Source organism: Paenibacillus sp. 01T443 (assembly GCF_056398325.1).
The window spans coordinates 281,934-296,472 of sequence record NZ_JBFTPE010000001.1 but is presented as its reverse complement, the minus strand read 5'-3'; the positions used below and the strand labels follow the sequence as shown (position 1 = coordinate 296,472).

Annotated in this window: 19 protein-coding genes; all 19 read left to right on the top strand. The window is 47.0% G+C overall.

Going from position 1 to position 14,539, the window contains the following annotated elements; all coding sequences use genetic code 11:
• Positions 1 to 58: 58 nt before the first annotated feature.
• Positions 59 to 1,381, top strand: coding sequence for a ribosome biogenesis GTPase Der (gene der, locus AC1DLI_RS01380; protein WP_477598972.1), 1,323 nt, complete (start codon positions 59 to 61; stop codon positions 1,379 to 1,381).
• Between the two features lie 11 nt (positions 1,382 to 1,392).
• The gene (plsY, locus tag AC1DLI_RS01375; RefSeq protein WP_308996637.1) at positions 1,393 to 1,989 is read left to right on the top strand and encodes a glycerol-3-phosphate 1-O-acyltransferase PlsY; all 597 of its coding nucleotides are present in this window, start codon (positions 1,393 to 1,395) and stop codon (positions 1,987 to 1,989) included.
• Between the two features lie 10 nt (positions 1,990 to 1,999).
• Positions 2,000 to 3,034: an NAD(P)H-dependent glycerol-3-phosphate dehydrogenase gene (locus AC1DLI_RS01370; RefSeq protein ID WP_477598971.1), complete on the top strand. Its 1,035-nt coding sequence runs from the start codon at positions 2,000 to 2,002 to the stop codon at positions 3,032 to 3,034.
• Between the two features lie 81 nt (positions 3,035 to 3,115).
• Positions 3,116 to 3,391, top strand: a complete 276-nt coding sequence (locus tag AC1DLI_RS01365) for a stage VI sporulation protein F (protein ID WP_308996635.1) — start codon at positions 3,116 to 3,118, stop codon at positions 3,389 to 3,391.
• Positions 3,392 to 3,531: 140 nt separating this feature from the next.
• Positions 3,532 to 3,711 carry a DUF2768 family protein gene (locus AC1DLI_RS01360; protein WP_183567793.1) on the top strand — a complete coding sequence of 60 codons (180 nt, stop codon included), beginning with the start codon at positions 3,532 to 3,534 and terminating at the stop codon, positions 3,709 to 3,711.
• A 55-nt stretch (positions 3,712 to 3,766) separates the two neighbouring features.
• The gene (locus AC1DLI_RS01355; RefSeq protein ID WP_477598970.1) at positions 3,767 to 4,063 is read left to right on the top strand and encodes a 2Fe-2S iron-sulfur cluster-binding protein; all 297 of its coding nucleotides are present in this window, start codon (positions 3,767 to 3,769) and stop codon (positions 4,061 to 4,063) included.
• 29 nt (positions 4,064 to 4,092) lie between these two features.
• A complete protein-coding gene (locus tag AC1DLI_RS01350) occupies positions 4,093 to 4,695 on the top strand; it encodes a nucleotidyltransferase family protein (RefSeq protein WP_477598969.1) in 603 nt (200 codons plus the stop codon).
• The gene (locus tag AC1DLI_RS01345; protein ID WP_477598968.1) at positions 4,695 to 5,042 is read left to right on the top strand and encodes a 2Fe-2S iron-sulfur cluster-binding protein; all 348 of its coding nucleotides are present in this window, start codon (positions 4,695 to 4,697) and stop codon (positions 5,040 to 5,042) included. Before AC1DLI_RS01350 ends, AC1DLI_RS01345 begins: the two co-directional genes overlap by 1 nt.
• Positions 5,043 to 5,247: 205 nt before the next feature.
• Positions 5,248 to 6,000, top strand: a complete 753-nt coding sequence (locus AC1DLI_RS01340) for a hypothetical protein (RefSeq protein ID WP_477598967.1) — start codon at positions 5,248 to 5,250, stop codon at positions 5,998 to 6,000.
• A 295-nt stretch (positions 6,001 to 6,295) separates the two neighbouring features.
• A complete protein-coding gene (gene spoIVA / locus AC1DLI_RS01335; protein ID WP_308996630.1) occupies positions 6,296 to 7,774 on the top strand; it encodes a stage IV sporulation protein A in 1,479 nt (492 codons plus the stop codon).
• Between the two features lie 228 nt (positions 7,775 to 8,002).
• Complete coding sequence (locus AC1DLI_RS01330; protein WP_053376669.1) at positions 8,003 to 8,278, top strand: HU family DNA-binding protein; 276 nt, start codon at positions 8,003 to 8,005, stop codon at positions 8,276 to 8,278.
• Positions 8,279 to 8,526: 248 nt separating this feature from the next.
• Complete coding sequence (mtrB, locus tag AC1DLI_RS01325) at positions 8,527 to 8,748, top strand: trp RNA-binding attenuation protein MtrB (RefSeq protein ID WP_308996629.1); 222 nt, start codon at positions 8,527 to 8,529, stop codon at positions 8,746 to 8,748.
• 157 nt (positions 8,749 to 8,905) lie between these two features.
• A complete protein-coding gene (locus AC1DLI_RS01320; protein ID WP_477598966.1) occupies positions 8,906 to 9,484 on the top strand; it encodes a hypothetical protein in 579 nt (192 codons plus the stop codon).
• A 120-nt stretch (positions 9,485 to 9,604) separates the two neighbouring features.
• Positions 9,605 to 10,474, top strand: coding sequence for a heptaprenyl diphosphate synthase component 1 (locus AC1DLI_RS01315; protein ID WP_477598965.1), 870 nt, complete (start codon positions 9,605 to 9,607; stop codon positions 10,472 to 10,474).
• Positions 10,475 to 10,483: 9 nt separating this feature from the next.
• The gene (locus AC1DLI_RS01310) at positions 10,484 to 11,194 is read left to right on the top strand and encodes a demethylmenaquinone methyltransferase (RefSeq protein ID WP_477598964.1); all 711 of its coding nucleotides are present in this window, start codon (positions 10,484 to 10,486) and stop codon (positions 11,192 to 11,194) included.
• A 2-nt stretch (positions 11,195 to 11,196) separates the two neighbouring features.
• Positions 11,197 to 12,072: a UbiA-like polyprenyltransferase gene (locus AC1DLI_RS01305; RefSeq protein WP_477598963.1), complete on the top strand. Its 876-nt coding sequence runs from the start codon at positions 11,197 to 11,199 to the stop codon at positions 12,070 to 12,072.
• Positions 12,066 to 12,740 (top strand): UbiX family flavin prenyltransferase, encoded by a 675-nt coding sequence (locus AC1DLI_RS01300; protein ID WP_477598962.1) that lies wholly within the window; start codon positions 12,066 to 12,068, stop codon positions 12,738 to 12,740. The genes AC1DLI_RS01305 and AC1DLI_RS01300 overlap by 7 nt, the downstream gene beginning before the upstream one ends.
• The gene (locus tag AC1DLI_RS01295) at positions 12,703 to 13,551 is read left to right on the top strand and encodes a menaquinone biosynthetic enzyme MqnA/MqnD family protein (RefSeq protein ID WP_477598961.1); all 849 of its coding nucleotides are present in this window, start codon (positions 12,703 to 12,705) and stop codon (positions 13,549 to 13,551) included. The genes AC1DLI_RS01300 and AC1DLI_RS01295 overlap by 38 nt, the downstream gene beginning before the upstream one ends.
• 8 nt (positions 13,552 to 13,559) lie before the next feature.
• The gene (locus AC1DLI_RS01290; RefSeq protein WP_477598960.1) at positions 13,560 to 14,534 is read left to right on the top strand and encodes a polyprenyl synthetase family protein; all 975 of its coding nucleotides are present in this window, start codon (positions 13,560 to 13,562) and stop codon (positions 14,532 to 14,534) included.
• The last annotated feature ends 5 nt before the right edge of the window (positions 14,535 to 14,539 follow it).

The following is a 14,539-nucleotide window of genomic DNA, read 5'->3' as shown; positions in this document are numbered from 1 at the left end:
CGCACTTTTTTGCTATGATGGTTAACGTGAGTATTTTTGAAGGAGTGGAAAACAAACTATGGCAAGACCCGTTATCGCTATCGTCGGTCGTCCGAATGTGGGTAAATCCACGATTTTCAATAGGGTCATCGGCGACCGTCTAGCAATTGTTGAGGATAAACCGGGTGTCACGCGTGACAGACTTTACGGCACCGGAGAGTGGAATGGAAAACCGTTCAGCATTATTGATACTGGCGGTATTGAAATTGATGGCGAAGATGAAATCATGAAATCTGTTCGTATGCAGGCTGAACTCGCTATTGAAGAGGCTGATGTGATTATCTTTATGGCCGATGCGAAGACCGGCTTGACGCACGCGGATGATGAAGTAGCTCAAATGCTGTTCCGTTCAGGCAAGCCTGTTGTACTTGCAGTTAATAAAGTTGATAATCATGGCCGTATGGACGAGGTTTATGAGTTTTATGGGCTCGGCTTCGGTCAGCCTATTGCAATTTCCGGTTCACATGGTTTAGGCATCGGCGATTTGCTTGACGCTGCTGTCGAGCTGCTGCCGGAGCAAACGGATGACGGCTATGATGAGGATGTTATTCGCGTTGCGTTGATTGGACGGCCTAACGTTGGTAAATCCTCGCTCGTTAATGCGCTTCTCGGTGAAGACCGCGTAATTGTAAGCGATGTAGCAGGTACGACACGCGATGCAATCGATACGCCTTTTGAACGTGACGGCCAACGGTATGTACTAATTGATACGGCTGGTATGCGGAAGCGCGGCAAGGTGTATGAATCAACGGAGAAGTACAGCGTAATGCGTGCGATGAAAGCGATCGAGCGCGCGGATGTTGTTCTCGTGTTGATAAACGGGGAAGAAGGCATTATTGAGCAGGACAAGCATATCGCAGGTTATGCCCATGAAGCGGGAAAAGCCTCGATATTTGTTGTGAACAAGTGGGATGTCGTCGAGAAAGACGAGAAGACGATGCAAGTTTTCTCGCAAAATATCCGCGATCATTTCTTGTTTATGTCTTATGCCCCAATTGTTTATCTATCTGCTTTAACGAAACAGCGCTTACAAAAGCTGCTGCCTGTCGTTAAGCATGTATCGGAGCAGCATGCGATGCGTATTCAGACGCATCTTCTTAATGATGTCGTTTCGGACGCTGTGGCGATTAATCCGCCGCCATCCGACAAAGGCAAACGTCTGCGCATCAATTACGTTACGCAGGTTGCGACCAAGCCGCCGACGATCGTTGTATTTGTGAACGATCCGGAAATCATGCATTTCTCGTATGAGCGTTATTTGGAAAATAAAATCCGTGCAGCATTTAATTTTGAAGGGACGCCAATACGAATATTCTCACGTCGTAAGTCCGAGGAAGATTAGGGGAGAGTAGCTTGTTATATGGAGTAATCGCGATTGCTTTAAGCTATTTGTTAGGTTCAGTTTCTTTCAGTATCGTTATTGCAAAATGGGTTAAAGGCATCGATATCCGTCAGCATGGCAGCGGCAATGCAGGGGCAACGAATACATTGCGGGTGCTCGGCAAAGGGCCGGGCTTACTCGTGTTTGTACTTGATATTGCAAAAGGCGTTGCTGCTGTTTGGATCGGGCACGGCCTAGGCGAAAATGACTGGATTCCGGTTCTATGCGGACTGGCTGCCATAGTAGGTCATAATTGGCCGATATGGTTTCGGTTCAAGGGCGGCAAAGGAATTGCTACGACAGTTGGCGTTATTGCCACGCTTGCGTTCATCCCTGCTCTTTGTGCAGGTGTAGTTGCGATTGCAACGATCGCTATAACCCGGTACGTATCTTTGGGATCGTTATTGTTTGCGGCTTTAACGCCATTATTCATTTCCATCTTTTATTTTTCCGTACCTTTACTTTGTGCAAGTCTTCTGATCTGTATATTTGCTTTCGTACGCCATCGGACGAATATCGTAAAGCTGTTTCAAGGAACGGAAAACAAGCTAGGTGCTAAGAAAGGATAGTGAGCGTCGCATGACAAACCAGAGTGGAGAAAAACAGAAATTTGCAGCCGTGCTCGTTGCGGGGAGCTGGGGCACTGCGCTTGCGTCCGTACTCGCAAATAATGGCTATCAGGTACGGCTATGGACGCGCAGTAAGGAACAAGCGGAGGATATTAACCGCAACCGTGTAAACAGCAAGTTTCTGCCGGATGTCCAACTGCCTGAGCTTATTCATGCAACCACGGATATCGAGTATGCGCTGCAGGATGCCGAGCTAGCCTTATTCGTAGCGCCATCTGGCGCGATGCGCGAGGTGGCAAGGCAAGCGGCGCCTTATTTGTCCAGCGAAACGCTCGTGGTACATGCAACGAAAGGCTTTGAGACGGATACGCTGAAGAGGATGACAGCTGTGCTATCGGAAGAGCTAAACCGCTCGCTAGATCAACTGGTCGTGCTCTCAGGTCCTAGTCACGCGGAAGAAGTCATCCTGAAGCAGCCAACAACGGTTGTTGTTGCTTCAGCAAATATTGAAGCAGCGGAGCAAGCACAAGATGCTTTGATGAATACGGATTTCCGTGTGTATACGAATCCTGATGTCGTTGGTGTAGAGGTTGCCGGAGCAATCAAGAACATTATTGCTTTGGGAGCGGGTTTGACCGACGGACTGCAATTCGGAGATAACGCAAAGGCTGCTTTGCTTACGCGCGGGCTGGCTGAAATCGGTAGGCTGGGCACAGCTATGGGGGCGAATCCGCTCACTTTTGCCGGACTTGCAGGCGTAGGCGATCTCGTCGTTACCTGTACAAGCAAGCACAGTCGCAACTGGCGCGCGGGTTACATGCTTGCCGACGGAACGCCGCTCGATGAGGTGCTTAGCCGCATGGGGATGGTCGTGGAGGGCGTTAGAACCACCCGCGCCGCTTATGATTTAGCGAAACAATATGAGGTTGAAATGCCGATAACATTTCAGCTGTATGAGGTATTATTCGCGAACAAAGCGCCAAGGACTGCCGTTGAGCACTTAATGGGCAGGCTCAAGACACATGAAATTGAGGATCTAGGCTAAGGACCAGCGCCTACACCAAACATCTGCCCTTCTCATATGATGCATGGAGCAAGACACATGCGCATCCTGGAGGTGTAGGATATGGCGAAGGATTTTTCCAAAGATATTCTCAACTCGATAAACAAAAAAACCGGCAAAGGTATTTCCGAGAGTTCTGTCAAAAAGCTGGCTAGCGGAGTTACACCAGAAACGATGAAGGACGAAGCGGAGCTTCGCAAGCTGATCAAGCAGGTGTCAGAAATGGCAAAGGTTAAGGTTGCTGATTCGACCGTCAATGAAATCGTGAAGGCTGTAAAAGCTAGTGGCATGAACGCAAGCAATATGGAAACACTGATGAAAATGATGATCAAAAAATAAAGCGCAGTTTTGGCAAAAGCGATAGGCGACCCGAATTTTATCATTCGGTGCAGCGTCCTGTCAGCTTTTGTCCTTTTTTTTATGCGATGTTATAATGGATGAGAATTCATTATGATATAGATTAGGAGAATGGAATTACTATGGATGCAATGACAAAAATGTGGGTTTCGCTTTTCGGCATTGGGATGATGGCGATTGCGGCCCTTTTAATTACGTTTGCCCGTATGAAAACGAAAGGCGCTTTGAAATTCGTACTGTCTCTCATTGCTTTTTTTATTTTGATAATTGGATTTATTTGCGGACTAATATCCATTATTTAACTGGATCTACATAGGAACGATAGATTACTAACGGAAATGGAGATTTAGACATATAATGATTGAATTAAAGGGTAGAACCAAAACGGCTGTCGTAGAGGCGGAAGCAGGCTTGTCACTGCTTGATCTTGCAATGAAACACAATATCGATTGGAGCTTTTCGTGCGCACGCGGAACTTGTGCCCGTTGTCGCTGCTTGATAACGGAAGGTGCGGACCAGCTTGAAGGCATCACGGACGAAGAGTGGGATCGCCTTGAGCCGGAGGAGTTTGAAGAAGGCTATCGACTAGGCTGCCAGGCAATTGTCAAAACCGCTGACGCAAAAATTACAGCTGCGAATAAGCCATATTTTTAATGTTAATGCCGTGGAAGGAAGTGCCGGCGATGACCGAAAATGCACGCATTCATAACGCGCTGGCCGTCGTGAAAAAAGCAACAGAAGCAAATGCTTCGGAATGGGTATTAGGCGGAAGCACAAGCCTTATGCTTCGGGGCCTCCCATTATCAGCCTTGCCGCGTGATTTGGATATATATTGCGATGAAGAGGATATCGCAGCGATCCACAAGGCGTTGGAGCCCTATGCGCTTGACCAACCGGCAATAAGCGAAACCGGCATGTACCGCTCTATTCTGAGTCATTACCTGATCCATGATATACAGGTTGAGTTGGTCGGAGGTTTCCAGGTGAAGGCAAGCGGCTGCCACTATGAGACCATGGTACGAAAGGTGCTGCTGGATTTTTCCGACCATATCTATTTAAGCGATGTTGAAGTGACTGTGCCCATCGTGCCGCTAGCGCATGAGCTGTGGTTTAATTTTTTGCGCGACCGAATGGACCGTGTTGATCTCATCGTTCAAGCCTTTGCCGAGGTACCTGCGCTGCATGGGCGTGCGATGCACGCTATCGAAGCAAAGAACTCGTTCACAGCAGAGGCGATGCGTAGTCTCCATCTTATATTATCAAATCGAGAGGCCGGTGGTTTGTGATGGAAGGAGAGGTAACCTTTTGGCCATCTGGGAAGACGGTTAAGGTTAAACGGGGTACAACGCTGCTAGACGCCGCCAGACGCGCGAATATACCGATCCGCACACGATGCGGAGGCAAAGCCGCATGCTTCATGTGCAAGGTCACAGTGCGGCCAGGAAGCGAGCTATTGCCGATTGCGGATAATGAGGAACGTAAGCTATCCGGCTTAGATGGCGACCATATTAGGCTCTCCTGCCAAGCAAGGGTAGCGGGCAAGGTGAACGTGGAAATACCGTTAGATCCGCTGAGGGCAGCGGTAGCGCGACAGCTCGCGCGCCAAGCGGAGGAAAACGACGATTTGTGGTAGGAAGGTCTTACGAAGAAGGTTTGTTACACAAACCTAAGCACATGCTTACGAAGAAGGTTTGTTACACAAACCTAAGCACATGCTTACGAAGAAGGTTTGTTACACAAACCTAAGCACATGCTTACGAAGAAGGTTTGTTACACAAACCTAAGCACATGCTTACGAAGAAGGTTTGTTACACAAACCTTTAAGGGAGGTTATTCGAGTGAACGGTTATACAAAGAGTGGTGCGCTGCGTGGCATTCGTCTTTTAGCATTGCTAACTGCGCTTGGTGTTATGCTCATTTCATTGACGGGCTGCTTGTATCCTAAGGATCGGTTGAAACAAAACCAGACCGCCCCAAAAGAAGCAGTCCGCAACGTGCAGGCAGCCATTGACCAGTACAAAACAGAAACAGGCATGCTGCCGATCAAAAACAGCACAGCCGAAACGCCTAAGTATGAAAAGTTTTATGTGGATTTTGCAAAGCTTGGTCGGACAGGCTATTTAAGCGATATCCCAGCTGCTGCATTTGAAAAAGGAGGCAGCTATAGCTTTCTTGTCATCGATGAGGAAACTTCGCCAAGAGTAAAGCTGCTGGATATCCTCGCTTTCCAGCAAATTAACGATATTCAGAATTGGGTAACGACTTATATTCAGACGAACAGTGTGCTGCCAAAGGGAGAGCAAACCTACCCCGGTTTTTTTCAAATCGATTATAAAGAAATGAATAAGTCGGCTCCCACGATACGAAGCGTTTTTACAGGGCAAACCCTGCAGGCTCTCGTTGACGAAAACGGCGTCGTATATTCCGACTATGGCATAGACATCATGCAATACATTCAAAAAAGCGACAAAAAAGATTATGCTGCAGATTTTGATTTGCGCGCGCTGCTTGTAGACGGATCAGACTTTGTTCCGGTAAAGGCTCCTGTATACCACTTGGTAAACCAAGAGCCGCAGGCCGTAAAGCCATAGGACATGCCGTTTTATTAATAAATTCAGCTTTAATCCTTTCCGAGACGAATATCTGGGAGAGGATTTTTTTGCTTTCAAGGGTCATAGATTTGCATTTTTTCTCATATAACTCAGTCTTGGAAGGAAAGCCCGCAGCGTAAGAAAAAAAAGTTTTCGCAGAAGGAATCGTCATAATCGGAAAGCCTGCACATATGATGTTACTAGTCCAAAAGCATGTACGAGTTGCGTCGCTGGCCTGCCCTATTGACCGGTGGATGGCGGCGAACCGGAAAAATCAATTGGGAGGGGATATTCAGTGGAGAAAGTGGACATTTTCAAGGACATAGCCGAAAGAACCGGCGGGGATATTTACCTCGGGGTTGTAGGGGCAGTCCGGACGGGCAAATCAACGTTTATTAAACGGTTTATGGAGACGGTTGTACTTCCGAACATTGCTAATGAATCAGACCGTGTGAGAGCCGTGGACGAACTTCCTCAAAGCGCCGCAGGTAAGACGATTATGACAACAGAGCCTAAATTTGTTCCGAATCAAGCGGTTCAGCTCAGGGTTACCGATGGACTTGAGGTAAACGTGAGATTGGTCGATTGTGTTGGATATGCGGTTGAAGGCGCGAAGGGCTATGAGGACGAAAATGGTCCACGTATGATCACGACTCCTTGGTTTGATGAGCCGATTCCTTTCCAGGAAGCAGCTGAGATTGGAACACGAAAAGTAATCCAAGAGCATTCGACACTCGGTGTTGTTGTAACGACAGACGGCTCAATCGCAGAAATTCCGCGCAGCTCCTATGTTGTAGCAGAAGAGCGTGTCATCAACGAGTTGAAGGAAGTCGGCAAGCCATTTGTGCTCGTCATTAACTCCACTCGCCCTAAGAGTGAAGAAGCGCTGCAATTACGCAATGAGCTGCAAGCGAAATACGATATCCCGGTTATGACGCTTAGCGTGGCGACCATGGGCGAGGAAGAAGTCATCTCCGTTCTGCGGGAAGTGCTTTACGAATTCCCTGTTCATGAAGTTAATGTAAATCTGCCGAGCTGGGTTATGGTGCTGAATGATAATCATTGGCTCCGCAGCAACTATGAGAGCTCTGTTCGCGATACGGTTAAGGATATTCGCCGATTACGCGACGTCGATCGAGTAGTTACTCAGTTCATGGAATATGATTTCATTGCCAGGGCAGGCCTTAGCGGCATGAACATGGGGCAGGGAGTCGCGGAGATTGACTTGTATGCGCCAGATGAGCTGTATGACCGCATTCTTATGGAGGTCGTTGGGGTAGAGATTCGGGGCAAGGACCACTTGCTTCAGCTGATGCAGGAATTCTCTCATGCCAAAAGGGAGTATGACCGATTTGCGGAAGCGCTCGAGATGGTCAAAACAACGGGTTACGGCATTGCGGCGCCGACACTTGCGGAAATGGCACTCGATGAGCCGGAGCTAATCCGTCAAGGCTCGCGCTTTGGGGTTAGGCTGAAGGCTACAGCACCGTCCATCCATATGATCCGAGTCGATGTTGAATCGGAATTCGCTCCGATTATCGGTACGGAGAAGCAAAGTGAAGAGCTGGTCAGATACTTAATGCAAGACTTTGAGAACGATCCGATCAAAATTTGGGAGTCTGATATATTCGGCCGCTCCCTGCATTCCATTGTGCGTGAAGGCATCCAAGGAAAAATTGCAATGATGCCTGATAATGCGCGCTATAAGCTGCAAGAGACGCTTGGACGAATCATAAACGAGGGCTCTGGCGGATTGATTGCAATCATCTTGTAAGTAAAAAAAATAGTATACAGATAAGCCGCTGCCAAATAGGGAGCGGTTTTATTTGTTTTGGAGGAATTGAAGCTTAGCACTTGAAATTGGCAAACGGCTGTATTACTATAGGTTTGTTCGGTCAAAAGGTATATTTTTGAAGTTTTCCGTTAATAAGAGGGATAAGATGAGCTTTTATATGCTAGCCATGAGATTAATGCAGAACTGCACTTTGGAGGAGGTGAAACAATGAACAAAACAGATTTGATTACGAAGGTAGCTGAATTGACCGATCTTTCGAAGAAAGACGCAACGAAAGCAGTTGATGCTGTTTTTGATGCTATTTCCGACGCGCTGCAAAGCGGAGATAAAGTGCAATTGGTTGGGTTTGGTAACTTTGAAGTTCGCGAGCGTCAAGCCCGTAAAGGCCGCAACCCGCAAACCGGAGATCCAATCGAGATCGCAGCAAGCAAAACACCTGCTTTTAAACCGGGAAAATCACTCAAGGACCTTGTATCCAATTAAGCATACTTAGAGCATAAACGAATTGAACCCATCCATTCGGATGAGAACAAAGCGAGTTATGTGCCGGAATATAAGCAATTACATAAGGAGTAAACTTATTAATGCTTATATTTTACGTTGAAAGCGCTCGAACGGGAAACCGTTCGAGCGTTTTTTGTCTGGAGGCAACGTGTATAGATTGCACAAACGTCATACTTACACTATAATTCACATGGATAGCTTGGAAATACGGATGCGGAGGGATAACGATGGAGCCTACACATGGCGAGTATATTATCGTAAAAGCAAAGGATCAAGGCGTGCAAGTCATCGGTTTAACACGCGGACTGGACACGAAATTTCATCATACGGAAAAGTTGGACAAAAACGAAATATTAATTTGCCAGTTTACCGATCATACTTCAGCTATTAAAATTCGCGGTAAAGCGGTCGTTATGACGAAATACGGCACAATGGAAACCGACCAGTAATATCAAGCGAGCAAGCAGGCGATGCCTGCTTTTTTTTTTGCGCGCTTGCGTTTCGAATATTCATTCTGTACCGCTCGTACAATGTGATAAGAGACTTATCACATGAAGTGACCTGTTTAGCAGGTTTTATTAAAGAGGCCTGAATTGGAGGTACAGAATGAAAATCGGAAAACCACTGTTTGCGGCGTGCGCGACCGCTTTAGCAGTAACTTTATTGTTCACTTGGCTTCCCCATGCAGCATGGCAGAATACGGTAAACCGGGATGAGGTTGCTGTTTTTCGCGCTACGCCAGCTGTTAGGCTTACTAATAGCAATTTAGTTGACGTACTTGTTGCCATCCAGCTTAATGAGCGTTTAAAAAAGGCGGATTGGAGCAACGGAGTATTGTCGGTAGATATGCTGGTCAGCACAAGCGGGGGAAGACCTGCGTTATGGTTTGCGGATGTAGAGAAGCTGGTACGTGTTTCTTTCCTGCAACTGGAGAACGTGAAGCGTATTCTTATCCGAATGGTGGAAGAACGTACGGATGGTCCAGCACTGCTTGCAGCTGTCGACGTCAGGAAGACGGATGAATGGCTTATCAACGAAATGCAGCATCTCTCGCAGGCAGATCCGGTGCATGACGAGGTTTGGCGCGAGAGGCTGAGAGTAAGCTTCACTTCAGCGTGGGAGGAACGATTCGGGCCTGTAGCGGGATTTACTGTAAAGCCTTCCTTCATTTCGCAGGAGGAATAGGGTTGTATGTTGCAATTTGTTGAACAGCAGGCTGAATCGTATGCTCTTAGAATAAGTTGTGCTATAATAGTTTAGATTATTGAGCGGCGATTTGCGCTTCTCTGTTCGGAGGCTTCCCCAATGAAAACATACCGTGTACCTGAAATAGCTCAAAAGTATGTGGAATATGACATGATCCAAGAGCATACTGCTCTTCCTGAATTAGCGAATGCAAGGCTGCGTCTGCTGCATGTCTTCCTAAGTCAGCAGCAGTCTTTACAGACACACAGTGAGCTCTTTACGCTCGTCGTATCTCTCGTTCAGCTAGGAATGGATACGCATGATCTAATCGATACGCAGCAAGAGCAGCGCACTGAAGCAGAGATGCGTTCGAGGCAGCTCAAGGTGCTCGCTGGGGATTACTTTAGCGCGACATTTTATCAACTGCTCTCGCAAGCAGGCCAAATTGAAATGATTGCAAAAATCAGCAGCGCGGTTAGCGAAGTAAACCGGCTGAAGGTCAATCTTTACATTCGGATGAGGCAGAATAAGCTGTCAGCAGAAGATTTTCTAGGCTATTCCGTACAAATTAAAAGCACGCTGTTCCACATTTTCTCTGATCTACTGGAAGGGACGCTTTCCCGTGTTTGGTCAGAGGTTCTTAATGGTCTCAGTCGATGTGAGGTATTGGTTGATGAGATCGCACGAAGTGAAAGCTCAGATCGGTTCGATCAGGGCTGGGCATATTGGCACTTCATGCAAGTCGCTACGGATGAAGAGCGTCAACAACTCACAATGCGTACCTATGAGTGCGCATTTATTCACGGTTTGGCGGAAAAATATAATGTGCGCAGCCAACTTAGGGCGAAGCTGAAGCTCTCAGCAGATTCAGTGCAAGCCGCGGCTGGAAAGCTGGAATCGGACAAGTTGCTCGGTGAATTGACTTCAATTGTCGATACCCTGTTACACGAACAAACCGGTTACACGCCCGCACTCAACGAGACGAGGTGACCTGCTAAAATGGATACGAACTCCAAGAGCCATGTGCATGGCGTATTTGAACGAATTGCGCCCAAATATGATTTGATGAACGATTTGATCAGCTTTCGCAGACATAAGGCTTGGCGGAAGGTGACAATGAAGAAAATGAACGTCCAGGAAGGACAAACGGCGCTTGACCTTTGCTGTGGAACCTGTGACTGGACGATTGCTTTAGCTGATGCAAGCAAGACTGGAAAGGTTGTCGGTCTTGATTTTAGCCAGAACATGCTGGATGTCGGTGCTCTGAAAGTAAATAAGCTGGGCTTGGACAAACAGATTACTTTGGTACAAGGGAATGCAATGAGCTTGCCTTTCGAGGATCATTCCTTCGATTTTGTTACGATAGGTTTTGGACTTCGCAATGTGCCTGATTATTTGCAGGTGCTGATAGAAATGCAGCGTGTCGTCAAACCTGGCGGGCAAGTTGTATGCTTAGAAGTGTCTAAACCAACCTGGCAGCCATTCAAAGCAATGTATAATTTATATTTCGAACGTATATTGCCTGTCATGGGCAAGGTCGTTGCCAAAAGCTTTCAAGAATATAAATGGCTCCCTGAATCTCTAAAAATGTTCCCCGGTAGGCAGCAGCTTGCAGAGCTGTTTGAAGAAGCAGGTCTTGAACAGGTAAAGGCATATCCTCTTACTGGCGGAGTAGCTGCGCTGCATATGGGGACAAAGGAGAAGAAATAGCAATGATTCGCAAATTACGTATTATTTTAGAAATGATTAAATTTGAACACACGGTCTTTGCATTGCCTTTCGCTTTTATGGGTGCTATTCTAGGTGCCGTTATGATGGAGCAGCGATTGCCTTCATGGGCAGAGATCGGATGGATTACGCTAGCGATGTTCGGAGCCCGAAGCGCGGCAATGAGCTTAAACCGCTTGATTGACAAAGCGATTGATTTACGAAATCCCCGAACAGAGAAACGGGCGCTTCCTGCTGGTTTATTGAAATCAGCGGAAGTATTGCTGTTTATTATTGTTTCGTTCGTTTTATTATTTGTTGCTAGTGCTAATTTGGCGCCGATTGCGTTGAAATTGATGCCAATCGCGGTTGCGCTGCTTGTGCTTTATTCGTATACGAAACGCTTCACCTGGCTTTGTCATCTGGTGCTGGGCTTTACGATCGGTCTCTCGCCGCTTGGGGGATGGGTAGCCATTACTGGTCAATTTGATCTTGCAGCCTGGATTCTTTATATTACTGTAGCGCTTTGGATTGCCGGCTTTGATATTATTTATGCGACGCAAGATTTCGAGTATGACCGCGGTGCGGGTCTACACTCCATTCCAGCTCGATTCGGAATTGCTGGTGCGCTGTGGATAGCGCGCTGCTTGCATGTCATTACGGCAATCGGCTTCATTACTTTGTTCTGGATGACTGAACTAAGTTGGATGTATCTGCTTGGTACGCTAATTTCGATTTCCTTGTTGTTTTACCAGCACTGGATGGTGCGTCCAAATGATTTATCACGCGTTCAAACGGCATTCTTCGGAATGAATGGAACGCTAAGCGTCGTGCTTTTCTTATTTGTTATCGTTGATTTATTGGTTATTCACCAATGGTAGAAGAGATCAAAGCGGTTGCCAAGTCGGACTGGACGAAACGATGGGTTGTTGGCATAACTGGCGCCAGCGGATCTGTTTATGGCATACGTCTGATTGAAGTTCTTTTGCTTATGGAATACGAGGTTCATCTTGTAGTGACAGAAGCAGGCTGGAGAGTAATAAAGGAAGAACTTGGCTGGGAGACCGCTCGTCGCTCGGCTGCGCTTGAGCTGCGCTTTGGCGATGCTGTCGCTGAGCAAAGGCTGGTGTACCATCCGAATGCGGATATCGGTGCAAGCATCGCAAGTGGATCATATCGCGTTCAAGGAATGGTTATTGTGCCGTGCTCGATGGGGACGCTTGCGTCGATCTCGCACGGCATTTCCGATGATTTGATGACTAGAGCCGCAGATGTGATGCTGAAAGAGAATCGTAAGCTTCTCATTGTGCCAAGAGAAACGCCACTGCATGCGATCCATCTGGAAAACATGCTGACGCTTGCCCGGCTTGGCGTTCGAGTGATTCCGGCTATGCCGGCTTTTTATTACAAACCGCAAAGCATGGAAGAGATGATTGACTTTTTAATTGGAAAAATACTTGATAATATGACAATCGATCATGATTTGTACAGAAGATGGGGAGATGAACAGAATGGGCATGAATCGCCCGATCACCATCGGAAGAATTGATTACGCGAACGCATGGCCGCTATTTCATCAATTCGAGGAACGAGCGGATTGGAAAGGCTTCGAGATCGTTAAACGCGTACCTTCTGAATTAAATCGAATGCTGCAAGCTGGTGAATTAGACGTATCGGCAATTTCGTCCTTCTCATACGGTCAAAATGCCGATGATTATGTACTGCTGCCTGAATTGTCCGTCGGTTCTGTCGGTAATGTGAATTCCATCCTATTGTTTATGAAGGAGCCGATTTCACGCAAGCGGCCAGAACGCATTTCGATGACGACGACATCGGCAACATCAGTAAATTTATTGAAAATTTTAATGGCTATGTACTTTGAATGTAAGCCGGAATATGTTACGGCGGAACCTGTTCTTGAGAAAATGCTGGAAACCTCTGATGCCGCACTGATTATTGGCGACCCTGCCATTCATGCTTCTTGGCTGAATCATGGACTTCATGTTATCGATTTAGGACAGTTATGGAATCAATGGACGGGGCTCGGGATGACCTATGCTGTTGTCGCAGCGCGCAAAGAAGTGGCAAATGCAGCGCCTGAAGCTGTACAAGCTGTATATAAGGCGTTGAATGCGAGCAAACAGTATAATAAGACACATCTCCGTCCGCTTATCGAACAAGCCTGCAAGCAGCTTGGAGGAGAATCGACTTATTGGGAGATGTACTTTCATTCGCTTCAATATGATTTCGGGAGCAAGCTGCAAGAAGGACTTAAATTGTATTTTGATTATTCCAAGCAGCTCGGTCTGCTTAAGAATGATGTGGAGCTTACTTTTTTTGAAGACCAATCTGCCCAATAGGTGAAAGAATGAAACTACTAGATTTGTATGCAAAGATGAAAGGCGACCTAAATCAGATCGAACAAGAGCTAGTGCGGAGCGTATCGGATGACCATGTGCTGCTCGGCGAGGCTTCTTTGCACCTGCTTAAAGCCGGCGGAAAACGGATTAGACCTATAATCGTGCTGCTGGCTGGCAAGTTTGGTGATTATCGGCTGGAAGTGATGAAGCGCGTCGCGGTTCCTTTAGAGCTTATTCACATGGCATCGCTTGTTCATGACGATGTTATCGATGATGCGGAAACACGTCGCGGACAACTAACCGTAAAATCCAAATGGGATAACCGTATTGCGATGTATACGGGTGATTTTATCCACGGTAAAGCGTTAACGATAGCTGCTGAGCTTCCCAATCCGCAAATCCATCAAATTTTATCGAACGCGCTTGTGCAAATGTGCATAGGTGAAATGGAGCAAATTCGCGATTTTTTCAATACCGAGCAAACGATTCGGAATTATTTGCTTCGGATCAGGCGGAAAACGGCTTTGTTAATCGCCATAAGCTGCCAGCTTGGCGCCGTTGCCGCAAATACAGATCGGAAGACCGCTAATCGCTTGTATCGATACGGTTATAATGTAGGCATGGCTTTTCAGATTCGCGATGATTTGCTTGATCTTTATGGTACGGAAAAGCAGATCGGGAAGCCCCCAGGGTCGGACATGCGTCAAGGAAACATCACACTCCCTGTTCTTCTTGCCCTGAAGGATGCTAAAACCCGTGAACCTTTATTGAATGAAATCTCTTCTATTCGTGAGTCTGGGGGCAAGAGGGATACCAGCCGAGCTATTGAAATGATTCGAAAGAGCGACGGCGGCGAGCAAGCCGATCAACTTGCGAACCGCTACATAAAAAAAGCTCTGCAAGCTTTAGAGGGATTACCCAATATAACAGCGAAGAAGAACTTGATGGATATTGCACATTTTGTCGGTAAACGTAATTACTAATCCTG